At 76.2% G+C, this 18,415-nt stretch carries 17 protein-coding genes; 12 read left to right on the forward strand and 5 right to left on the reverse strand.

The window, feature by feature from the left end; genetic code table 11:
- Positions 1 to 251 precede the first annotated feature (251 nt).
- Positions 252 to 770, forward strand: a complete 519-nt coding sequence (locus K6U79_07000; GenBank protein ID MCL6522104.1) for a biotin transporter BioY — start codon at positions 252 to 254, stop codon at positions 768 to 770.
- Here the strand turns inward: K6U79_07000 and K6U79_07005 are convergent.
- A complete protein-coding gene (locus K6U79_07005; protein ID MCL6522105.1) occupies positions 767 to 1,585 on the reverse strand; it encodes a hypothetical protein in 819 nt (272 codons plus the stop codon). The two genes, K6U79_07000 and K6U79_07005, sit on opposite strands and share 4 nt — an antisense overlap.
- A 95-nt stretch (positions 1,586 to 1,680) precedes the next feature.
- Between K6U79_07005 and K6U79_07010 the strand changes: the two genes are divergently transcribed.
- From K6U79_07010 to glmS, 10 genes are all read left to right on the forward strand, one after another.
- Positions 1,681 to 2,619 (forward strand): hypothetical protein, encoded by a 939-nt coding sequence (locus tag K6U79_07010; GenBank protein MCL6522106.1) that lies wholly within the window; start codon positions 1,681 to 1,683, stop codon positions 2,617 to 2,619.
- Positions 2,620 to 2,680: 61 nt separating this feature from the next.
- Positions 2,681 to 3,571: an RNase adapter RapZ gene (gene rapZ, locus K6U79_07015; protein ID MCL6522107.1), complete on the forward strand. Its 891-nt coding sequence runs from the start codon at positions 2,681 to 2,683 to the stop codon at positions 3,569 to 3,571.
- On the forward strand, positions 3,568 to 4,548 hold the full coding sequence (locus tag K6U79_07020; GenBank protein MCL6522108.1) for a YvcK family protein: 981 nt from the start codon (positions 3,568 to 3,570) through the stop codon (positions 4,546 to 4,548). The genes rapZ and K6U79_07020 overlap by 4 nt, the downstream gene beginning before the upstream one ends.
- 3 nt (positions 4,549 to 4,551) lie before the next feature.
- A complete protein-coding gene (gene whiA / locus K6U79_07025) occupies positions 4,552 to 5,502 on the forward strand; it encodes a DNA-binding protein WhiA (GenBank protein MCL6522109.1) in 951 nt (316 codons plus the stop codon).
- Between the two features lie 59 nt (positions 5,503 to 5,561).
- Complete coding sequence (locus K6U79_07030) at positions 5,562 to 6,569, forward strand: polyprenyl synthetase family protein (GenBank protein MCL6522110.1); 1,008 nt, start codon at positions 5,562 to 5,564, stop codon at positions 6,567 to 6,569.
- A 17-nt stretch (positions 6,570 to 6,586) separates the two neighbouring features.
- Positions 6,587 to 7,267, forward strand: coding sequence for a redox-sensing transcriptional repressor Rex (locus tag K6U79_07035; protein MCL6522111.1), 681 nt, complete (start codon positions 6,587 to 6,589; stop codon positions 7,265 to 7,267).
- Between the two features lie 22 nt (positions 7,268 to 7,289).
- Complete coding sequence (gene cdaA, locus K6U79_07040; GenBank protein ID MCL6522112.1) at positions 7,290 to 8,147, forward strand: diadenylate cyclase CdaA; 858 nt, start codon at positions 7,290 to 7,292, stop codon at positions 8,145 to 8,147.
- Positions 8,144 to 9,073, forward strand: a complete 930-nt coding sequence (locus tag K6U79_07045) for a hypothetical protein (protein MCL6522113.1) — start codon at positions 8,144 to 8,146, stop codon at positions 9,071 to 9,073. Before cdaA ends, K6U79_07045 begins: the two co-directional genes overlap by 4 nt.
- A 62-nt stretch (positions 9,074 to 9,135) precedes the next feature.
- Positions 9,136 to 10,479: a phosphoglucosamine mutase gene (gene glmM, locus K6U79_07050; GenBank protein ID MCL6522114.1), complete on the forward strand. Its 1,344-nt coding sequence runs from the start codon at positions 9,136 to 9,138 to the stop codon at positions 10,477 to 10,479.
- Between the two features lie 361 nt (positions 10,480 to 10,840).
- Entirely contained in the window at positions 10,841 to 12,673 is a 1,833-nt protein-coding gene (gene glmS / locus K6U79_07055; GenBank protein ID MCL6522115.1) for a glutamine--fructose-6-phosphate transaminase (isomerizing), read from the forward strand.
- A 33-nt stretch (positions 12,674 to 12,706) separates the two neighbouring features.
- Here the strand turns inward: glmS and K6U79_07060 are convergent, their stop codons facing one another.
- Positions 12,707 to 13,225, reverse strand: coding sequence for a DinB family protein (locus tag K6U79_07060; GenBank protein MCL6522116.1), 519 nt, complete (start codon positions 13,223 to 13,225; stop codon positions 12,707 to 12,709).
- A 115-nt stretch (positions 13,226 to 13,340) separates the two neighbouring features.
- Positions 13,341 to 15,161 (reverse strand): S53 family peptidase, encoded by a 1,821-nt coding sequence (locus K6U79_07065; protein MCL6522117.1) that lies wholly within the window; start codon positions 15,159 to 15,161, stop codon positions 13,341 to 13,343.
- A gap of 95 nt (positions 15,162 to 15,256) precedes the next feature.
- Here K6U79_07065 and K6U79_07070 point away from each other — a divergent pair, with 95 nt between their 5' ends.
- Positions 15,257 to 16,318 (forward strand): esterase, encoded by a 1,062-nt coding sequence (locus tag K6U79_07070; GenBank protein ID MCL6522118.1) that lies wholly within the window; start codon positions 15,257 to 15,259, stop codon positions 16,316 to 16,318.
- Here K6U79_07070 and K6U79_07075 read toward each other — a convergent pair.
- Positions 16,315 to 17,364 carry a threonine/serine dehydratase gene (locus K6U79_07075; GenBank protein MCL6522119.1) on the reverse strand — a complete coding sequence of 350 codons (1,050 nt, stop codon included), beginning with the start codon at positions 17,362 to 17,364 and terminating at the stop codon, positions 16,315 to 16,317. The genes K6U79_07070 and K6U79_07075 overlap by 4 nt on opposite strands.
- A gap of 32 nt (positions 17,365 to 17,396) precedes the next feature.
- Positions 17,397 to 18,415: MFS transporter (locus K6U79_07080; protein MCL6522120.1), on the reverse strand; the 1,019-nt coding region annotated here is incomplete at its 5' end.

The following is an 18,415-nucleotide window of genomic DNA, read 5'->3' on the forward strand; positions in this document are numbered from 1 at the left end:
GCGTTCAGGATCTGCTCCTCGCTGGGCAGGGCCGCTTCGGCCATCCTCTCGCCCCCCTTCGCGCCCTCCCTGGCGGGCGGGCCTGGAAGCCCGCCCCCGCAGCGCTAGTATAAGGCAGAGCACAGGTCCTCCCCGCCCGCGGGGCGTGGGGGGCCGGGAGGTGGAGGCGACCCTTGGCTCCGGGAGATCTTCCCGCGGGCGGCCGGCCCGGCGTGCAGGGCGGTCCGGCGCGCGCCGCCCGCGTCGCCCTGATGGCGGCGCTGATCGCCGTCCTCGCCCTCTTCTCGCTGCCCCTGCCCTTCACGCCGGTGCCGGTGACGCTCCAGATCTTCGGCGTCATGCTGGCCGGCGCGCTCCTGCCGCCGGGCGAGGCGGTGGCCGCCGTCGCCCTCTACCTGGCGCTGGGCGCCGCCGGGCTGCCCGTCTTCGCCGGCGGCCGGGGCGGCGTGGCCGTGCTGCTGGGGCCGTCGGGCGGCTACCTCTGGGGCGACCTGGCCGACGTGGCGCTGGCGGCCTGGCTCCTGCGCCGGCCCGGCTGGGCGCGGAACGCCTTCCGCGTCTGGGCCGCCATCGTAGCCGGCCTGGCGCTCACCTACCTGGGCGGCCTCCTCCAGCTGCGGGCGGGCTGGATCCCGGGCTGGCGGGAGGCGCTGGCGGCGGGCGTCTGGCCCTTCCTGCCCTTCGACCTGGTCAAGGCCGCGGTGGCCACGCCCGTGGCGCTGGCCGTCCGCCGCGCCGTGCCCGCGCTGGCCGGCCAGCGGTCGGCCTAGCGCGGGGCCGCCGGGAACGGCGGGGCGGGCTCGTCCGGCTCCGGCGCCTCCCCGATGCGAAGGCGGACGGGGAGCCCGTCCACCTCGGCCTCCAGCGGTCTCCAGGCGGGCGGCGGCGCGGCGGGGGAGAGGCGCCCGCCGACGAGCCAGGCGACGGTCCGCGCCTCCGCCTCGCCCGGCAGGCGCAGGCGGGCGAGGCCCGCCGCCTCCGCGCCGGCCTCCCCGGCCAGCGCCTCCACGCGCCGGGCCAGCCGGTCCGGCTCCTCGCCCGCGGGCGGCAGCCAGAGGCGGAGCCCGGCTGCCGGCGTGGCTCTTTCCTCCAGCCGCTCGCCGAGCAGGGTGGCGCGCGTCCGCACCCAGCCGCCCAGCGCCGCCGCCAGGAAGGGCGCCAGCGGCGCCTCCCCCCCTCCGAGCTCGCGCTCCAGCGCCCGCGCCACCTCCGCCAGGCCGGGCGGGTCGACGGCCCGGCCGGCGGCGAAGGCGGCCAGCGCCGCCAGGCGCACCCAGAGTTCGGGGGCTGGCGGCCGGTCGCCCGGCGCCGGCTCGGGGCGGGGGTTCCAGAGCAGCAGGCGGGAGCCCGGATAGACTGGCTCCAGGAGGCGGGCCGCCCCGGCCAGCCAGCCGGGCGCGGCGGGGGACGCGGGCTCCCCGGCTGCGGCCGCGGGCGTCGCCTCCGCGGGCGGCGAGGCGAGGAGCCGGCCGCCCAGCCGGAGCGAGACCGCCCAGTCCGGGCGGAGCAGGAGCGGCGTGCCGCTCAGGGCTTGGACGCGCCGGGGCATGCGTACAGTATCGCGCGCCGCCGCGCGCGGCTGCAAGGAGCCCTCCCGGGCGGCGCCGAAGAGCGGATCGGGCCGCGTGCGGCCGGCGCGGGCGTCCGCCCGGGCGCGGGCGCGGCCCGGGGAGGCGGGTCGTGCGCGTCGTCGGTGCCGTGCTGGAGGAGGACGGCGGTGTCTCGGCGGTGGTCGCCGACGCCGAGGCGGGCGTGCTGGAGCGCCGCCGGGAGGGGCCGGGCGCCGGGGGGCGGCCGGGCGGGGTGGAGCGGCTGGCCGCCCTGACACGCGGGCTGGCCGCTGCCTGCGGTGCCGGGGCGGCCTGCCTGGCGTTGCCCGGCGGCCCCTCGGACGGGGAGGCGCTCGAGCTGGACGGCCGCCTGGAGGGGCTGGAGCTGCGCATGGTGGAGGCGCGCGAGGCGGTCTGGGCGGGCGCCACCGGCCTGCTGCCGGGCATCGTGCTGGAGAGCGGCCTGGCCGTCTCCGCCTACGGCGGACGCTGGAGCGGGCGGCGCGAGGGGACGCGCCCCTGGGGGCGCTTCCTGGGCGGCGACGGCGGCCTCTACGACCTGGGGCTCTCGGCGCTGCGGCGGGTGGCGGCGGCGCTGGAGGGGGCGGAGGGGCCCACCATGCTGGTGGAGAAGGTGCTCTCCGTCCTGCCCGACCCCACGGCCCGCGGCCTGGAGGCGGAGCTGGAGGCGGGCCTGGCCGCCCCGGAGCGCGCGGCCCGGCTGGCCTCCATCGTGGTGGACACCGCGCTGGAGGGCGACGCGGCGGCGCGCGAGCTGCTGGACCGCGCCGCCGACCGGCAGGCGCGGGTGGCCCGGGCGGTCCTCCTGCGCACGGGGATGGGGTATGCGCGGCCCCTGGTGGTGCCGCGGGGGGCGCTCTCGGAGGGGACGGGGCTCTTTGCCCACTTCCTCCGCCGCGCGGTGCGCGATCTGCTGCCGGGCGCCCTCCTGGCGACGGCGCGCTTCGAGCCGGCGGTGGGCGCCGCGCTCCTGCTCCTCGGGCTGGAGGCGGAGGAGCCGCAGCGCATGCTCCAGAGGCCGGCCTGGAGGGCGCTGGAGCTCTCCTGAGCGGCGGCGCGGCGGCCGGCCTGGACGGAAGGGGGCGGGGGCGACGGAGGAGGCGAGCTCCATCGAGCTGGTGGTGGTGACCGGGCTCTCCGGGGCGGGCAAGTCGGAGGCGCTCAAGTCGCTGGAGGACCTGGGCTACTTCTGCGTGGACAACCTGCCGCCGGCGCTCATCCCGGAGTTCATCCGCTTCCTGCCCGGCGGCGGCGAGGTGCGGCGCGTGGCGCTGGGCGTCGACATCCGCGGCGGCGTCTTCTTCGACTCGGTGCTGGAGTCGCTGGAGCAGGTGCGCGCGCAGGGGATCGAGCCGCAGATCCTCTACCTGGAGGCCAACGACGAGGTGCTGGTGCGGCGTTACAAGGAGACGCGCCGCCGCCATCCGCTGGCGCCGCACGGGCGGCTGGTGGACGGGCTCAACCGCGAGCGCGAGCGGCTGGCCGGCCTGCGCGCCCAGGCGCGCTGGGTGATCGACACCAGCGAGCTGACGCCGCGCCAGCTGCGGCGACGGCTGGCGGCGCTCTTCGGGCAGGAGGAGGGTCGCGGGCGGATGCTGGTCAACCTGGTCTCCTTCGGCTTCAAGTACGGCCTGCCGCAGGACGCCGACCTGGTCCTGGACGTCCGCTACCTGCCCAACCCCCAGTACGAGGAAGCGCTCCGCCTCCTCCCCGGCACCGACCCGCGCGTCCGCGACTTCCTGCTGGCGCAGGCGGAGACCGGCGAGTTCCTGGAACGCAGCTGGAAGTTCCTGGAGTTCCTCCTGCCCCGCTACGCCGGAGAGGGCAAGGAGCAGCTGACCGTCGGCATCGGCTGCACCGGCGGCCAGCACCGTTCGGTGGCGCTGGCGGTGGAGCTGGGCGAGCGGGTGCGGCGGGCCGGCTACCCGGTGACGGTGGAGCATCGCGACGTCCGCCGCGCCCTGGAGGAGAACCGCGCGCGCCGGGAGGGCGGCGCGTGAGCCGCGGCCGCGGGCCGGTGCGCGTGGTGGCCGTGGGCGGCGGCACCGGCCTCTCCACCCTGCTGCGCGGCCTGAAGGAGTACCCGGTGGAGATCACCGCCATCGTGGCCGTCACCGACGACGGCGGCTCGACGGGCCGGCTGCGCGACGAGATGGCCATCCCGGCGGTGGGTGACATCCGCAACTGCCTGGTGGCGCTGGCCGAGGCCGAGCCGGTCATGGCGGAGCTCTTCCAGTACCGCTTCCGCCGCGGCAGCCTGGCCGGCCACAGCTTCGGCAACCTGCTCATCGCCGCCCTGCACGAACTGCTGGGCGACTTCGGCGCCGCCGTGCGCGAGTCCAGCCGCATCCTGGCCGTGCGCGGGACGGTACTCCCCTCCACCACCGGCGACGTGACGCTCTGCGCCGAGCTGGAGGACGGGCGTCTCCTGCGCGGCGAGCAGGCCATCACCCGCGAGGGGCCGCGCATCCGGCGCCTGTGGATCGAGCCGGCCAGCCGGGCGCCGCGTGAGGCGGTGGAGGCGATCCTGGAGGCCGATCTGGTGGCGCTGGGGCCGGGCAGCCTTTTCACCAGCATCCTGCCCAACCTCCTGGTGCCCGGGCTGGGGGAGGCGCTCCGTGCCACCCGCGCCTGGCGCCTGCTGGTGGTCAACGTGATGACCCAGCCCGGCGAGACCGACGGCTTCGACGCGCTCGACCACCTGGAGGCCGTGCGGCGCCACGCCGGCGACGTGGTGGACGCGCTCCTGGTCAACAACGGCCGCCCCGACCCGCGCGCGCTGGAGCGCTACCGCGCCCAGGGCTCCGAGCTGGTCGCCTTCGACCTGCCGGCCCTGGTCTCGCGCGGGGTGCGCGTGCGGGTGGCCGACCTGCTCCAGGCGGGCGACCTGATCCGCCACGATCCCGCCAAGCTGGGCCAGCGGCTGCTCCACGAGGCGGTCCGCGCGCGCAGGCGGCGCCGGGCGGGCGGGGCCTGAGCGGTGGAGCACGCCTCCTTCGCCGGCGCCACGCGCGAGGAGCTGGTGCGGCGGCCGCCCGGCCGCCCGGCCGAGCGGCGGGCGGAGCTGGCCGGCCTGGCGGCCGGCTGCGCCCGAGCGGGGGAGGGCGAGGGGAGCCTCTTCCTCACCGAGCACGCCGCGGTGGCGCGACGCATCCTCGTCCTCCTGCGGCTGGAGGGCGGCCGGCCGCTGCGCGTGGGCGTGGAGCGCGTGCGGCGGCTGGGCGGGGGCAACGTCTACCGCGTGGAGGCGGGCGGGCCGCCGCCGCCCGGGGCGCCCGGCCAACCCCTGCCGCGCCGCCTGCTGCGCACGGCGGCCGCAAGGCGCGCCTTCCTGCGCGGCCTCTGGCTGGCCAGCGGCTCGCTCAGCCGGCCGGCCGCCGAGCACCACCTGGAGTTCCGTCTGCGCGACGCCGCCCAGGTGGAGCTGGTGCGGGCGCTCCTGGAGCGGGAGGGGCTCCGCTCGGGGCTCAGTCTGCGGCGCGGGATGCCGGTGGTCTACCTGAAGGGGGCCGAGGCCATCGTCCGCCTGCTCGGCCTGATCGGCGCCAGCGAGGCGCTCCTCCGCTGGGAGGAGGCCATGGTCGTCCGCCAGGTGCGCGGCGAGGTCAATCGGCTGGTCAACGCCGAGACGGCCAACCTGAACAAGGCGGTGGAGGCGGGGATCCGCCAGGCGGCCGCCGTCCGCCGGCTGGCGGAGGCGGGCGCGCTGGAGCGGTTGCCGCCGGAACTGCGGCAGCTGGCCCGGCTGCGGCTGGAGCGCCCCGACCTGAGCCTCGGCGAGCTGGGCGCCGCGCTCCGGCCGCCGCTGGCCAAGTCGGCCGTCAGCCGGCGCATGCGGCAGCTGGAGCGCCTGGCGGCGGCGCTCGAGGCGGGGCCGCCCGGGGCCGCCGGGGCCCGTCCCGACCCGGCCGGGGGCGATACGTTAGAATGAGAACAGGAGCCTGGAGCGGCCTCACGCGGCAGGACCGCAGCTCGGAGAGGAGTCGTCCCATGTTCGAACCGATCCCACCGCAGGCTGCCGGCGTGGCGGTCGCTTCGGCCGAGGCCGCCGCCCTCGTCCGGGCGGAGCTCCGCGCGGTGGAGGAGACCATCGCCGCGGAGCTGGCCAGCGACCGGCCGTACGTCACCGAGATGGCGCTCCACCTGCTGCGAAAGGGCGGCAAGCGCCTGCGCCCGCTGCTGGTGCTGCTCACCGGGCGACTCCTGGGTGCCGAGCCGGAGCGGCTGGTGCCGGCGGCGGCGGCGGTGGAGATCCTGCACACGGCCACCCTGGTCCACGACGACACCATCGACCGGGCCGCCCTGCGGCGCGGCGTGGAGACGGTCAACGCCCGCTGGGGCGACGCGGTGGCCGTCCTGGTGGGCGACTTCCTCTTCGCGCGCTCCTTCCTGCTCTTCGCGCGGACCGGGCGGAACGAGGTCGTGCAGCGCATGGCCGACGTGGTCAACGTCATGTCGGTGGGCGAGATCGACCAGCAGCGCCAGGCCTTCGACCCTTCGGTGGGCGAGGCCGCCTACTTGGAGAGGATCGGGCGGAAGACCGCCGAGTTCATCGCCGCCTGCTGCGGCCTGGGCGCCCGCCTGGCCGACGCCTCCCCCGGCCAGGTGGAGGCGGCCGAGCGCTTCGGGCGGGAGATCGGGCTGGGCTACCAGATGGTCGACGACCTGCTCGACTTGGGTGCCGGCGGCCAGGCGCTGGGCAAGCCGGTGGGCAGCGACCTGCGCGAGGGGCTCCTGACGCTGCCGGTCCTCTGGGCGCTCCGCCACTCTCCGCACGCCGCCGAGATCCGGCGCCTCATCGAGTCGCGCCGGCTGGGCGAGCGCGAGGTGGAGCAGGTGCGCCGGTGGGTCGAGGCCTCCGGGGGGCTGGAGGAGGCGCGGCGGCGGGCGGAAGAGCACACGCTGCGCGCCCGGCAGGCGCTGGCCGAGCTGCCGGCGGGCGCCTGCCGGGAGGCGCTCGACCGGCTGGCCGTGGAACTGGTCCACAGGACGTACTGAGCGCGGGAGGCGGAGGTATGGCGCAGAGCCGCATCCCGGACGTGACGGTGCGCCGGCTCCCCATCTACCTGCGGGTGGTGGAGTCGATGCGCCGGCAGGGGGCGCAGACGCTCTCCTCGCAGGAGATGTCCCGCCTGACCGGCTTCTCCTCCGAGCAGATCCGGAAGGACCTGGCCTACTTCGGGGCCTTCGGGGTGCGCGGCGTCGGCTACGAGACGGAGCACCTGGCCTGGGTGATCCGCAACATCCTGGGGCTGGCGGAGCCGGTGGCGGTGGCGCTGGTGGGCGTGGGCCACCTGGGGTCGGCGCTGGTCCGGCACAACGTGACCCAGCCCACGCCCATGCGCATCCGCTTCCTCTTCGATGCTGCGCCGGAGAAGGTGGGCAGCTTCCTGGGCGAACTGCCTATCCGGCCGGTGGCCACCATCCCGGCCGTCCTGCCCGCCGCCGGCGTGCAGGTGGCCATCGTGGCGGTGCCGCCTGAAGCGGCGCAGGAGGTGACCGATCTCCTGGTCGAAGGCGGCGTCCGCGCCATCCTCAACTTCGCCCCCCTGGCGCTGCGCGTCCCGCCCGACGTCCACGTGCAGAACGTCGACCTCAACCTCGCGCTGGAGACGCTGGCCTACTACCGCAGCCACCCCGGCGTACCGGGACGCCAGTCGCTCCTGGCGACGCAGGAGATGGACGGGGGGAAGTGAGCGGGTGCCCATTACCGTCGACCTGCTGGGCCTCTTCGGCAACTCGCCCTGGGACTGGCTGCGCAACCTCCTGGACGTCGCCATCGTCACCTACATCGTCTACCGGCTGATCCTGCTGATCCGCGGGACGCGCGCGCTCCTTCTGGTGCAGGGGCTGATCGTCCTCTTTCTGGCCGGCGCCGTCAGCCGCTGGCTCGACCTGCGCGCCACCGCCTGGCTCTTCAACCAGGCGCTCCTGCCCATCCTGGTGGCGCTGCCCATCGTCTTCCAGCCGGAGCTGCGCCGGGCGCTGGAGCAGGTGGGCTCGCCGCGCGTGCTGGCGGTGCCGGCCGCGCCCGAGGAAGACATCCACCACATGATCCACGAGGTGGCGCGCGCCGCCGCCATCCTGGCGCGGCAGAAGATCGGCGCGCTGATCGTGATCGAGCGCCAGGCGGGGCTGGAGGACGTGGCGGAGAGCGGCATCCGCATCGACGGCCGCGTCAGCGCGGAGTTCCTGGTCAACACCTTCATCCCCAACACCCCGCTGCACGACGGGGCGGTGCTCATCCGCGGCGCGCGGGTGGTGGCGGCGGCCTGCTTCCTGCCGCTGACCGAGGAGCGGGATCTCTCCGTCCAGCTGGGCAGCCGCCACCGCGCCGCGCTGGGCATCACCGAGCACTCCGACGCGCTGGCGGTGGTCGTCTCCGAGGAGACGGGCTCCATCTCCCTGGCCGACGGCGGCAAGCTCGTCCGCAACCTGGGCCAGGCCGACCTGGAGGAGCTGCTGGCGCGGCTCCTGCCGCTCGAGGAGAGCCCGCAGTGGGCGGTGCCCCTCCCCTGGGCGCGCCGCCACGCCGGCGGCGCCGCCGCCCCCAGGAAGGGGGCGGGCCGGCCTTGATGCGCCGCCTGCTGGAGGACAACCGCGCGGTCTGGGCGATCTCCTTCGTCATCGCCCTCCTCCTCTGGGGCTTCGCGGCTCGCAACCCCACGCAGCAGCAGTACCTCTACAGCGCCTCCGTCCAGCTGGTCCACGTGCCGGCGGAGCTGGTGGCCACCGAGGTGAACCCCTCGCACGTCACCGTCACCCTGGCCAGCACGGGCGCCAACCGGCCCGACCCCGCCGGCCTCACGGCGCGGGTCGACCTGGCCGGGGCCCGGGCGGGCTCGCACTCTTACGCCGTCGCCGAGGTGCCCGTACCGCGCGGCGTCAGCCTGGTCAGCATCTTCCCCGACCACGTCCGCGTCACCCTGGAGCGGCTGGAGGCGAGGACGCTGCCGGTGCACGTGGTCACCCTGGGCCAGCCGGCCGGCCAGATGGCGGTCACCGAGACCGACCCGAGCCCCGCCCAGGTGCGCGTGGAGGGCCCCTCGAGCCGCATCTGGCGGATCTCCACCGTCGAGGTGCGGGTGGACGTGGCCGGCGCGCGCATGGGCTTCCGCCAGACCAGCGCGCCCGTCGCCCTGGACGCCTCGGGGCTGGAGGTGCACGGCGTCCAGTTCCGCCCCGAGCGGGTGACGGTCGACGTCACGGTCCAGGAGGCGCCGCCCACGGTCAGCCTGCCGGTGCGGGCGGTGGTCACCGGCGAGCCGGCCGCCGGCTACGCTGTAGCGGGGACGACGGTCGACCCGGCGCAGGTGGAGGTGGCCGGCGACCCGGCGGTCCTGGCCGGGCTCCAGGTGGTGGAGACGGAGCCGGTGGACGTCAGCGGTGCGCGCTCCGACGTCACCCGCCAGGCGGCGCTCCGCCTGCCCGCCGGCGCCAGCCTGCGACCGCCCCAGACGCCGACGGTGACGGTAAGGGTCACCATCCGCCCCAGGTCGTAAAGGCGCGTCCCGGTTCGGTTATAGTGGACGATGTGCGAATCGCATGCCAGGGAGGCTCGACGTTGTCGCGACTCTTCGGCACGGACGGCGTGCGCGGCCTGGCCAACCGGGAGCTGACGCCGGAGCTGGCCTTCGACCTGGGACGGGCGGCGGGGACGGTGCTGGGCCGCGGCGGGAGGCCGCGCTTCCTGGTGGGACAGGATCCGCGCCGCTCCAGCGGCATGTTGGAGGCGGCGCTGGTGGCGGGACTCGCCTCGGTGGGTGCGGACGTGGAGCGGCTGGGCGTGGTCACCACGCCGGGGCTCGCCTTTCTGGTGCGGGAGGCGGGCGCCAGCGCGGCGGCCATGGTCTCCGCCTCGCACAACCCGGCCGAGTACAACGGCATCAAGTTCTTCTCCGCGGAGGGCTTCAAGCTGCCGGACGCGGTGGAGGACGAGATCGAGGCGCTCCTCCGCGGAGGCGGGGAGCTGCCCCGGGCGGAGGGCGAGGCGCTGGGCGCGGTGGCCGGCGCGGAGGAGCGGACGGAGCGGTACGTCGACTTCCTGGCCGGCAGTGTGCCCGAGGGGGCGCTGGCCGGCCTGCCGCTGGCGGTCGACTGCGCCAACGGCGCGGCCAGCCGCATCGCCCCGGCCGTGCTGAAGCGGCTGGGCGCGCGGCTGACGGTGCTCCACGCGGAGCCGGACGGGCTCAACATCAACCGCGGCTCGGGCTCGCTCCACCCGGAGGCGCTGGCGCGCGCGGTGCGCGAGACGGGCGCCTGGGCGGGGCTGGCCTTCGACGGCGACGCCGACCGCTGCATCGCCGTCGACGAAGAGGGGAACGTGCTGGACGGCGACCAGATCCTGGCCGTGCTGGCCATGGCACGCCGGCGCCAGGGGCGGCTGCCGGGCGGGACGGTGGTCGGCACGGTGATGAGCAACCTGGGCCTGGAGCGGGCGCTGGCCGCCATGGGCCTGCGCCTCCTGCGCACGCGCGTGGGCGACCGCTACGTGCTGGAGGCGATGCTGCGCGAGGGCTGCCTGCTGGGCGGCGAGCCGTCGGGCCACGTCATCCTGCGCGACCTGCACACCACCGGCGACGGCATCCTGACCGGCCTCCAGCTGCTGGCCGCCGCGCGCGAGCTGGGCGCGCCCCTCTCCGAGCTGGCCCGCTCCGTGCCCAAGCTGCCCCAGGTGCAGCTGAACGTGCCGGTGGCGGCGCGCGACGGGCTGGAGGAGAACCCGCGCATCGCCCGGGCCCGCGAGGAAGTGGAGCGGAGCCTCGCCGGCCGGGGGCGGCTCGTCCTCCGCTCCAGCGGCACCGAGCCGGTGGTGCGCGTCATGGTGGAGGCGGAGGTCGAGGAGGAGGCGCGGGCGGCCGCCGAGCGGCTGGCCCGCGTGGTGGAGCAGGAACTGCGGGGGAGGTGAGGCGGGGGCGCGGGCAGGCGCCCGGCCGGAGCCGCCCGAGGCGGCGGGGACGGGACGGAACGGCTGTCGGCGGGAAGGACGGGCGAGGGAAGGTTCAAGCGCCGGGACTCGCCAGGGCGAGTCGACGAGGCGGGGGCTGATCGAAGGGTTCGGCGGATGGTCCCCCGGCCGCCCACGGTCGTCAGGCTCTCCACAAACCCCGGGGGCGACCCCGGGAACAAAGGGGGAGCCGCGTGGGGTCCGCTTCCTCTCCCCGGTTCGGGGCCGCGCCGCGGCGCGCGGCACCGGGCCGTTCCTCCGCGTCCCGGGAAGACGGGAACCCGGTCCCGGAGGGGCCGGGAAGGAGGGACGGAACCCCATCATGTGCGGGATCGTCGGTTACGTGGGCGGGCGCCGCGCCGACCAGGTCCTCCTGGACGGCCTGCGCCGCCTGGAGTATCGCGGCTACGACTCGGCGGGCATCGCGGTCAACCCCGACCACCACGTCGAGGTGCGCAAGGTGGCGGGGCGGCTGGAGGAGCTGGTCCGGCTGGTGGAGGAGGAGCCGCTCCGGCCGGCCACCGTCGGCATCGGCCACACGCGCTGGGCGACGCACGGGCGGCCCACGCGGGAGAATGCCCATCCGCACACGGACGAGGGCGGCCACTGGCTGGTCGTTCACAACGGCATCCTGGAGAACTTCGCCTCGCTGCGCCGCGAGCTGGAGGCGCGCGGCCACCGCTTCCGGACCGAGACCGACTCCGAGGTGGTGCCGCACCTGCTGGAGGAGCTCTACCGGGGCGACCTGCTGGAGGCCGTCCGCCAGACCGCGCTGCGCCTGCGCGGCTCCTTCGCCCTGGTCGTCCTGCACGACGCCGAGCCGGAGCGGCTGGTGGCCGTCCGCCAGGAGAGCCCGCTGGTGATCGGGCTGGGCCGGGAGGAGAACCTGGTCGCCTCCGACCTGCAGGCGCTCCTCCCCTACACCCGCGAGGCGCTGGTGCTGGAGAACGGCGAGATCGCCGAGGTCGACCGGCGGAGCGTGCGCCTCCTCCGCTTCGACGGAAGCCCCGTGGAGCGCCGGCCGATGCACGTCACCTGGAGCGTGGAGGAGTCCGAGCGCGGCGGCTACCGCCACTTCATGCTGAAGGAGATCATGGAGCAGCCCGAGGCGCTGCAGGAGACGCTGCGCGGCCGCATCGACGCCGAAGCCGGCGAGCTGGACTGGGAGGGCCTCGGGCTCGACCGCGAGCGGCTGGCCCGCGTCCGGCGCGTGGCCGTCGTCGCCTGCGGCACCGCCTTCCACGCCGGGCTGACGGCGCGCGAGCTGATCGAGCGCTGGGCGCGCATCCCGGTGGAGGCGGAGGTGGCCTCCGAGTTCCGCTACCGGCGGCCGCTGGTGGACGCGGAGACGCTGGCGCTGGCCATCAGCCAGTCGGGCGAGACCTCCGACACGCTGGCCGGCCTCCGTCTGGCCCGGGAGATGGGCGCCACGGTGCTGGGCGTCTGCAACGTGATGGGCTCCTCGGTCGACCGCGAGTCCGACCTGCGTCTCTACACGCGGGCGGGCCCCGAGATCGCCGTCGCCTCCACCAAGGCCTACACCACGCAGCTCCTGGCCGTCACGCTGCTCGCCCTGGCCCTGGGCGAGTCGCACGGCCGCCTGCCGGCCGAGGAGCGCCACCGCCTGGTCCGCGGTCTGGCCGCGCTGCCCGCGCGGGCGCGGGAGGCGCTGGCCCTCTCGGCGCGGCTGGAGGAGCTGGCGCGCGAGGCGGCGGGCTGGAGCGACGTCTTCTACCTGGGACGCGGCCTGGACGTGGCGGTGGCCATGGAGGGCGCGCTCAAGCTGAAGGAGATCTCCTACCTGCACGCCGAGGCCTACCCGGCCGGCGAGCTGAAGCATGGTACGCTGGCCCTGATCAGCGAGGGCGTCCCCGTCTTCGCCGTCCTCACCCAGCCCGAGCTGCGCGCCAAGACGCTCTCCAACCTGCGCGAGGTGCGCGCCCGGGGCGGGCGCCTCTTCGTCCTGGCGCCCGCCTCGCTGCGCGAGGAAGTGGAGCCGCTGGGCGAGCTCCTCCCCCTCCCCGAGACGGAGCCCGAGCTGATGCCGGTCCTCGCCGCCGTCCCGCTCCAGCTCTTCGCCTACCACGCGGCGGTGGCGCGCGGGAACGACGTCGACAAGCCGCGCAACCTGGCCAAGTCGGTGACGGTGGAGTAGCGCGCAAAGCGGCGGGGCGGCCGCCGGGGCCGGCTAGGCCCCGCCGGCCGTCCCCGCCCCTTCCTTGGAACGGAAGTAGAGCACCAGGTCGGTGGGCAGCGGCTCCGCCCCCAGGTGGCGCAGCGCGGCCGCCACCTGGCCGCGGTGGTAGGCCGAGTGGTGGGTGATATGGAGCGCCAGCTGCCAGGCGGGCTGGGTGAAGAGCTCGCCCTCCGTCGTGCGGTAGGTGAGCGCTTCCTCCAGCCGGGCGTCGTCCAGCGCGTCGAACGCGGCCCGCAGCCCCGCCCAGACCTCCTCCCAGGCCGGCTCCAGCTCGGCGGGCGTGGCCAGCCGGGCCAGGTGGTCGTAGGCGGCGGGGGAACGGCCGCGCAGCCGCTCGCCCCAGAGCCACTCGACGGCGCAGATGTGCGCCAGCGTGGCGCCCACCGAGCCCAGGCCCGTGCGCAAGTCGCGCCCGTAGGCCTCCGCCGGCAGCCGCCGGGCCGCCTCGAAGGCGCGCCGGTCGGCCCACTCGGTGTAGCGCCCGAGGCGTCGCAGATCGTCGGCCCGCACCTCCATCCCTCCTTGCCGCGGCGCGGGGCCGGTCCCGGCACGGGGGCGGTCGCACCCCCCGCACCTGCGGGGGCGAGCCGCGCGGCCGCCCGGCTCCCTCCGCGGGCCGCCCTCTTCAGCGGGCCAGCGCCCGGAGCAGCGCCGGCACCCAGGGGCTGCCCAGCCCCGTCGCCTCGTCCCAGCCGTTCTGCACCGCGAGGCTCGAATCCTGGCCGAAGCCGACCACGTACGTGTCGCCGCTCAGCGCCCCCACGTAGGTGACGCTCAGGTCGGAGGTGTCGCGCGGTGTCACGTCGCGCAGCGCCGTGCTCCCCTGGAGCGGGTAGAGGAGCGGCGCCACCTGGCCGAGGCGGCGGCCGGCCACCTGGTCGGCCAGCGCGACCACCCCCGAGAAGAGCGGGCAGCTGAGGCTGGTGCCGCCGTAGACGTAGTAGGTGCCGGCGATGTCCACCGGGACGCCGGTGTAGGGGTCGGCGTCCAGCGAGATGTCCGGGACCGCACGCATCCCCTGCGTCAGCGAGGCGGGCAGCGACTGCCAGGCGGGCTGGGCGAAGATGCGGCTGAGGCCTCCCCCGCCGCCGAAGACGAAGCCCCGGTCGAAGGCCTGGCCATCGGGCTTCCAGCCGTGCAGCGTCGTCCCCCAGGAGGTCTCGAAGCCGAAGAGGTTCTTCGGGTTCAGGAAGAGGCTGGTCCCGCCGACGCTGGTCACGTAGGGCGAGGTGGTGGGCCAGTCGGCCGAGGGATAGCCCAGGTGGATCACCTCGTCACCCGAGTCGCCGGAGGAGTTCTGCACGCTCATCCCCTGCGCGGCCGCCTCCATGAAGATGCGCTCCGCCGCCCGGACGGTGGCCGGGCTCATGAAGGCCTCGGGCAGTCCCCAGCTGAGCGAGAGGATGTCGCCCGCGTCGTGGACCACCGCCCAGTTGACGGCCTCGAAGAGGTCGTTCTGGTTGTTGGGACTGGCCACCAGCACCAGCCGCGCGCCCGGCGCCACGGCGTGCGCCCACTCGAGGTCGAGGCCGATCTCCGCCGCCCAGCCCTGCTGGTTGGCGAAGTTGGGGTTGGCGGGCGGCAGGTTGGCGGTGCCGAAGGGCTGGACCACCTGGAGCTGCGCCGGTGGCAGGCCGTAGCGGCGGCTGAAGTCGGCCAGGTCCTGGGCGGCCGTGGAGGAGCCGAAGGCGTCCACCACCACCACCGTGGTGCCGCTGCCGTCGGCGCCCACCCGGTCGATACCGTAGCCGTGGCGGATCTGGGCGGGCTCGTAGTAGCAGGGGTGGTCGACGCTGCCCTGGCTGCCGCAGGGGACGCTGGCCGCCACCGTGGCGCCCTCGGCGGGCTGCGCGACGTTCGGCTGGAAGTAGACCGCGTCGTCCAGGCCGGAGACCGCGTCCACCACGCCCGCCAGCGCCGCGGGCACGGCCGGGTCGGCGGCGTTGGAGCGGAAGAGGACGTCCGTGTACGTCCGCCCTCCCAGGCGGACGGCGGGCAGGCGATACTCTTGGATCTGGACCTGGAAGGCCCGCTCGGCCTGGCCGACGGTGCCCTCCGCCTTGACGTAGAGCCGGTTGGGGACGGTCTCGACGACGCGGAAGCCCTGGCTCGCCAGCCAGTCCTGCACCGCCTGGTAGTCCGCCTCCGACGGGGCGTACTGTTGCAGGAAGGCGTCCACGCCGAGGCGCCCGCCGCGGGCGATGAGGCTCTCCAGCTGCGCCTCGTTCTGCAGGCGCAGCCAGACGGTCACGTCGAGGAGGGCGCCGGGGTCGGCGGCTCCGGCGGTCGTCGCCTGCGCCACCCAGGCGGGGACGTTGCCGGCCAGGCGGACCGTGGAGGCCGGGGCCGGCGCGGCCAGGCCGGCCCCGGCGGAGCTTCCCAGCACCAGGGCCGGCACCAGGAGGAGCGCCCTGGCGGCGCGGAGGACGCGCTCTCGCCGCAGCATGGTTGGTCACCTCCGTCGGGCGTGGGACGGGCTCCCCGCCCCGCCCATCCGAGCTTCGCCGGAGAGGGGGACGATCCTGTATGGCTTTCGGCAGCATGGAGTCCGAAGGTACGAAAAATGTCGAACGCGGCCGAGCCGAAGCCGCCTTCGGGCCGCGCTACCGCCTGGAGCGCCTGCGGGTACGGAGCTGTGCCCTGGAGGGGAACCCGCTGGGCGACCCGGCGGAGCGCGAGGTGCTGCTCCTCGTCCCGCCCGGCTGGCGAGAGGGGGAGCCGCTCCCCCACGTCTGGATGCTGGCGGGCTTCGGCGGGACGGGCCGCTCCTTCCTCAACTTCGACCCCTGGGGCGAGAGCCTGGACGAGCGGGTGAGCCGGCTGGCGCGAGAGGGCAGGATCGGGCCGATGCTCTTCGTCCTGCCCGACACCTTCACCGCGCTGGGCGGGAACCAGCACGTCGACTCGCCCGGGGTGGGGATGTACGGCCGCTTCCTCTGGGAGGAAGCGCTGCCCGCGGTGGAGGCGCGCTACCCGTCCCGGGGGCGCGCCGTGGCCGGCAAGTCCTCGGGCGGCTACGGCGCGCTGGTCCACGCCATGAGCCGGCCCGGCCTCTTCGACGCCTGCGTCGCCCACTCCGCCGACATGGGCTTCGAGCTCTGCTACGCGCCCGACCTGGGCCACCTGCTGCGCGAGGTGGAGCGGGCGGGCGGCCTGGAGGCCTTCCGCGCCCAGCTGCTGAACCGGAACTGGCCGCACCTGAGCGGTCCCCTGCGCGCCGCCGTCAACCTCTACGCCATGGCGCTCACCTACGCGCCCGACCCGGAGGCGCCGGGCGGCACCCGTCTGCCGGTCGACCCCGAGACCGGCGAGCCCGACGTGGAGGTCTGGCGGCGCTGGCTGGAGCAGGACCCGCTCCGCCTGGCGCGCCGCCCGGAGGCGCAGGAGGCGCTACGCCGCCTCCGGCTCCTCTTCTTCGACTGCGGTACGCGCGACGAGTTCAACCTGCTCTACGGCGCGCGGCGCCTCCACCGCCTGCTGGAGGCGGCGGGCGTCGCGCACCGCTTCGAGACCTTCGAGGACGGCCACATGGGCGTCGGCTACCGCTGGGACCGCTCGCTGCCGCTCCTCTGGGAGGCGCTGGCCGACGCCGGCGGCCGCTAGGCCGGCGGAGGGGGAAGGGACGCCTCCAGCCCGGCGAAGAGCGGGTCGACGTCCAGGTTGGCGCCGCAGAGGAGGAGAAAGGCGCCGCCGGCCGCCGGCCCCCGTCCCTCGCGCAGCTCCCGCTCCAGCCCGGCCTGGGCGGCGGCGCCGGCCGGCTCCACCAGCAGGTTGGCCTCCTGCCAGAGGAGGCGCATGGCCTCCAGCAGCTCGGCGTCGGAGACGGTTACCATGCGGTCGACGAAGCGGGCCACGGCCGCCAGCGTGGAGGCGCTGACCGCGCGCGGCGCCAGCGTGCCGGCGATGGTCCGCACCGCCGGGAGCGCCTCCGGGCGGCCCAGGCGGAGCGCGTGGCTCATGGAGGCGGCGCCCTCCGGCTCGACGCCCACCACCTCGGCGTCGGGCCGGAGCGCCTTGACCGCCCGCGCCACGCCGCTGATGAGGCCGCCGCCGCCCACGGCCACGTAGAGGGTAGGCGGCTCCTCCCAGGGCCAGGCCTCCAGCATCTCCAGGCCCAGCGTTCCCTGCCCCGCCTGGACGGCAGGGTCGTCGAAGGGATGGACGAGGAGGCGATCCCCGGCCGCCTCCCGCACCCAGGCCCAGCCGTCGTCCCAGGTGGCGCCGCGCCGGACCACCTCCGCCCCGTAGGCGCGCAGCTTCGCCTCCGTGGAGGCGGGGGCGCCCTCGGTGATCACCACCAGCGCGGGGACGCCCAGGCGCCGCGCGGCCCAGGCCACCGCCAGCCCGTGGTTGCCGCCGCTGGCCGTGGCCACGCCGCGCCGCAGGCGGCTCGCCGGCGCGCTCAGGAGGGCGTTGAAGGCGCCCCGCACCTTGAAGGAGCCGGTCCGCTGCAGCTGCTCCAGCTTCAGGAGCCGGCGGCCGCCCGGGCCCTCCTCCTCCGGCGCGTGCCAGGCCAGCACCGGCGTCCGCCGCACGTACGGGCGGATGCGCCCGGCCGCCTCGCGGATCGCCTCCAGCTCCGGACCGGGCGCCGCCGGCCACCCCGCCCCCTCGCCCGTCTCCCCTCGCTGCCCGGCCGCATCGGCCATCGCGCATCGACCTCCTCGCTCGCTCCCCCTCGTCAGAGGGCAGGCTTCTCTTCGGCGGCCCGCCCGGCGCCTCCCTCCGGGCGGAGGACGGCGGCCGCCGCCACGGCCAGGGCGGCCGCCCCCAGCCAGAGACCCGACGGCCCGGCCAGGGTCAGGAGGGCGCCGCCGGCGGCCGGCCCCAGCGCCGAGCCGGCGCCGGCCAGCAGGTTGCCCGCCGCCTGGTAGCGGGCGCCCTGGCCCGGCGGCGCCAGGGCGGCGAACTCCGTCGGCGGCAGCGGCGAGTAGACGATCTCGCCCAGGGTGATGACCGCGAAGGCGACGAAGTAGAGCCAGGGCGCGCGCGCCGCCCAGATGACCACCATGCCCAGCGCGTAGGCCAGCGCCGCCAGGCTCATGCGCAGCCGCCGGTCGACGCCCTGGCCGGCGCGGCTGACCGGCATCTGGAGGAGGGCGATCATGGCGCCGTTGAGCGTCCAGAGGAAGCCGTACCAGCCCACGGAGGCGTAGCGCCGCCCCAGCTCGGCCGGCAGCGTCGAGCCCAGCTGACTGTAGACCATGGAGGTGAGCAGCCCGCCCAGGGCGACGCGCCAGAAGCGCGTGGCGGCGGGAGGCGGCAGGGCCAGGGCGCCGCGGAGCGAGGCGACGGGCCGGCCGGCGCCCTCCTCGCGCAGGGCGGGGACGGCCAGCGCCAGGATGGCGGCGAAGAGGAGGAAGGTGCAGCCGTCCACCCAGAAGATGAGACGGAAATGGTGACCCACCACCAGCGCGCCGGCCATGGGGCCGAGGGCGAAGCCGGCGTTGCTGGCCAGGTTCAGGTAGGAGAAGGCCTCCTCGCGGCGGCCGGGCGGGGCCAGAAGCGCGGCGCCGTGGACCAGGGCCGGGAAGCTGCCCCAGACGAAGAGCGCCTGGAAGGTGTAGGCGACGACGAAGGCGGGGACGCTGGCCGCCAGCCCGGCCGCCACCACCGCCACGCCGGCGCCCAGCAGGCCGGCGACGGCCACCGGCTTGAAGCCCAGGCGGTCGGCCAGGTAGCCGCCCGGCAGCCGGCCCA

Source organism: Bacillota bacterium (genome assembly GCA_023511835.1).
Lineage (GTDB): Bacteria > Bacillota > Sulfobacillia > JAIMAT01 > JAIMAT01 > JAIMAT01.